The organism is Marinobacter fuscus (genome assembly GCF_003007675.1).
Taxonomy (GTDB): domain Bacteria; phylum Pseudomonadota; class Gammaproteobacteria; order Pseudomonadales; family Oleiphilaceae; genus Marinobacter; species Marinobacter fuscus.
Genome location: NZ_PXNP01000064.1, coordinates 1 through 2,845 on the forward strand (window position 1 = coordinate 1; position 2,845 = coordinate 2,845).

The 2,845-nt window shown below is 47.2% G+C and carries 5 protein-coding genes; all 5 read left to right on the forward strand.

What is annotated here, in order from left to right:
• The coding region (locus tag C7H09_RS19975; protein ID WP_206074300.1) for a hypothetical protein at positions 1-198 on the forward strand (198 nt) is incomplete at its 5' end.
• A 122-nt stretch (positions 199-320) separates the two neighbouring features.
• Positions 321-725, forward strand: a complete 405-nt coding sequence (locus C7H09_RS09355; protein ID WP_133166220.1) for a hypothetical protein — start codon at positions 321-323, stop codon at positions 723-725.
• Positions 726-1,060: 335 nt separating this feature from the next.
• On the forward strand, positions 1,061-1,261 hold the full coding sequence (locus tag C7H09_RS19755) for a hypothetical protein (RefSeq protein WP_133166221.1): 201 nt from the start codon (positions 1,061-1,063) through the stop codon (positions 1,259-1,261).
• Between the two features lie 94 nt (positions 1,262-1,355).
• Complete coding sequence (locus tag C7H09_RS09360; RefSeq protein WP_106762281.1) at positions 1,356-1,958, forward strand: helix-turn-helix transcriptional regulator; 603 nt, start codon at positions 1,356-1,358, stop codon at positions 1,956-1,958.
• A gap of 85 nt (positions 1,959-2,043) precedes the next feature.
• Complete coding sequence (locus C7H09_RS09365) at positions 2,044-2,319, forward strand: hypothetical protein (RefSeq protein WP_106762282.1); 276 nt, start codon at positions 2,044-2,046, stop codon at positions 2,317-2,319.
• The last annotated feature ends 526 nt before the right edge of the window (positions 2,320-2,845 follow it).

Genomic DNA, 2,845 nt, shown 5'->3' on the forward strand with positions numbered 1-2,845 from the left:
TGGCTGTCGGGGTTGGTTGCCAACATCATCGGCAGAATGGTTATTCGCGGCGTGCCCCAGTTGCAGGGCCGTCCAGTTCAAATGGTAATCGGGTTGTCGTTGTTTGCGCTCTGGTTCCTTTCGCCATCCGTTGGGTTGGTGCAAGCTGTTCGGGAGAGGGCATTCAGCGTTGGTTGCCAGGGGAGACCTTGGTGGTGACCGGCCACTAACCAGNCGGTCAACCGGACGCCAAAAGCTTACAGCTTTTGGTTCCCTCCGCTGCGCTCCGGCGCCGGTTACCATCAGCGTTATGTTTGGTCAACTAAGTGGATTAAGCGAGTATGATAGGTAGTCATTTCTGGTCTGCGTTTAGGGGATCAATAGTATCAATTATGGTTTTGTTCATTCTATCTGGTATATCCTTTTTTATAGTTCCAAATACGTCTGAGCAGTATGGCGAGCATTTTTATGGAGTTGCGATGTTAACGGGGATACTACTTGTATTTTTAATCGCACCATTATTCGTTTTATTTTTTGCACTGAGTTTTAAGCAAAATAAAAGTTTTAAACTAGCTTTAATTATCCAGTCTTTGTATTTCTTCTTTCTATCTTTAGCATCATATAGTTTAAACGGCAAAGGAGAGGGTGAGGGTATCGATATTATGGTGGCATTTGTTACATTTGTAGTTTGCAGTATCGTTGGTATATTTGGGTCGTGGGCTTGGTACTATAGCCATAAAACATAACAAGTTGCTGCATAGGATCGCTTTTAGTTGTCACCTTTTGTGCGCAGCTTCGCGGCACAAAAGGCGCCAACTAAAAGCGACCCATGAGCAATGCGTTAGCACATAAAACCGCAGTGATTATTCAGTGTTTTTAAATAGTTGTTTGTCTTTCGTTTCTGTTCAAAATCGTCGGGTGTGTCTATTCAAATTCCCAAGTTCAAAGGCCGCAAAACTCAGTTGTGGTCTCACGGTTTAATTCAGTGGTTTATCTAACTTCGGACAGTCCGGGCTTCGTGAAAGGAAATTGTTAACCAGGCGGTTGCCTTTGTGAGGGAAAAAGAGCAAAATCAAATCCATTGAATAAACAAAGCATTGCGCTGTATATTGGTGGGGCGGTGCAACATGGTATTTTTAATCAAAAATCTGGCAACGCCGTGCTAACAAGTGCATGCTACGGACAAAAAACAGTTGTCACCTTTTGCGCATTTCCGCTGCGCGGGCGCAAAAGCCGCCAACTGTTTTTCGCCGCAGATGCAGGCGTTAGCCAGATGTCGTAAAGCTGTCGTCTTGGTGACGTACAGATGACGTAATGTAACCAGCGTTTGTCCCTCACAATTCAGTTGTCACATAACTAATTGAGAGGTGCGCAGGATGAATATGAAAATTAACCTTGAGCTAGTCAAGAAACTCAGAGCAGAAAAATCTTGGTCGCAAGAGGAACTCGCCGTGGCCTCCGACTTGAGTTTGAGAACCGTGCAACGTATCGAAAAAGACGGAAGTATCTCCTTAGAATCTAAAAAAGCACTTGCTTCAGCCTTTGGAATTAAGACGAGTGATTTAGATATAAAAGAAGATAGTTCCGCTTTTTCCGATGAAAATTCGGACGCTTTTTATTTTCGTATAGAGAACGGCACCAAGTTGGCTGAGATAGTGGGTGGGGCTTATGCCTATCGTCTGAATCACGATGATCCAAGGTCGCAAAAAGAAGCGGAATTGATAGCTTCGGCCGCACAGTCCATCAAAGATTGGGGCGAAATCTGGTCAGATCTTGAGGCTGGGGACAGAGTGAATGCGGCGTACGACCTTTCACAACTAATACAGGAACTGGAATCAATCGGAATTTGGGTGTTTGGAGTGCGTACAAACGAATCCTATCCAGGCCTAGAAGGGAACAAATGGCCCGTGGCCAATGTATTTTTGATGCGAGAAGATAATCCAAAGATTATCAAGCTTGACCTATCAAATACCGGCTAACAAGTGGCTGTTGTCGGACGCGCCTGCGCTGGCGCTCCGGCACGCCGCAAAGCCAAGCGTTATACACAAGGAATGTTCATAGATCATGGCAAGGAATAGCGGCCAAGGTGGGCCGATTGAATCAAGGTTGATCAGCCTTTTTGCTTCATTGTTTTTCTCTATCCCAACGGCAGCATTCGTTTGGCTCTGGGTCAATCTGGAGCTTGCCGTTTATTGGGATGGCTTTCTCAGCAGTCGTTACCTCATTACCTGTATCTTGGTTTTTGCTGTGTTGGCGTTGCTGCTTCCACGACTTTTTCCGTCTATTCTCGGTGGTGTCTGGCGCGGTATAGCCAAGGTCTGGCATTGGTGGGGGTGGTAGCCTCATGTATAACCAATCATTCAAGTTCGCTACCGGCCTGGCGGCCGTCCGCCGGACGCCTACTACGCTGCGCTCCGCAGGCGCCGCTTAACATTCAGCGTTATAAAGCCCGGCTGGGGTGCAGAAAAACTCCCAGTTAACCGAATCCTACAGCGATGATCTGTACGAATAAACAGTATTTTTCAGGTTTGGGATTCGGTTCGAAGAACCAGACAAGGATGATCGTTGTTGAATGCGTTTTCAGCTACCCTCGGGGTATGTCCCAAGCGGATAACGCGCGGGTTGATCCGCTTGGGACATACCCCGAGGGAGAGCTATTCCTCAGCGATCGCGTTACCTTTTGGCTGGTTGCCAGTCTCGTCGCCAGAGCCCGTCGCAAACGGTTGGATTATGAAGTTTGAAGAACGTCTCGAAGCAGGCATGGCCGTCGAGGGTGTGCTTTATCAGAGCTCTTTCAGGACTTGGCTCTATAACAACACATTCATCCGACCCTCGCTTCGCTCGGGCAGATGAACGTACATCGTTA

Excerpts from the sequence above, each read along its gene's own strand:
- C7H09_RS09365 (WP_106762282.1), top strand. The coding sequence starts at position 2,044 with ATGGCAAGGAATAGCGGCCAAGGTGGGCCGATTGAATCAAGGTTGATC.
- C7H09_RS09360 (WP_106762281.1), top strand. The coding sequence starts at position 1,356 with ATGAATATGAAAATTAACCTTGAGCTAGTCAAGAAACTCAGAGCAGAA.
- C7H09_RS09355 (WP_133166220.1), top strand. The coding sequence starts at position 321 with ATGATAGGTAGTCATTTCTGGTCTGCGTTTAGGGGATCAATAGTATCA.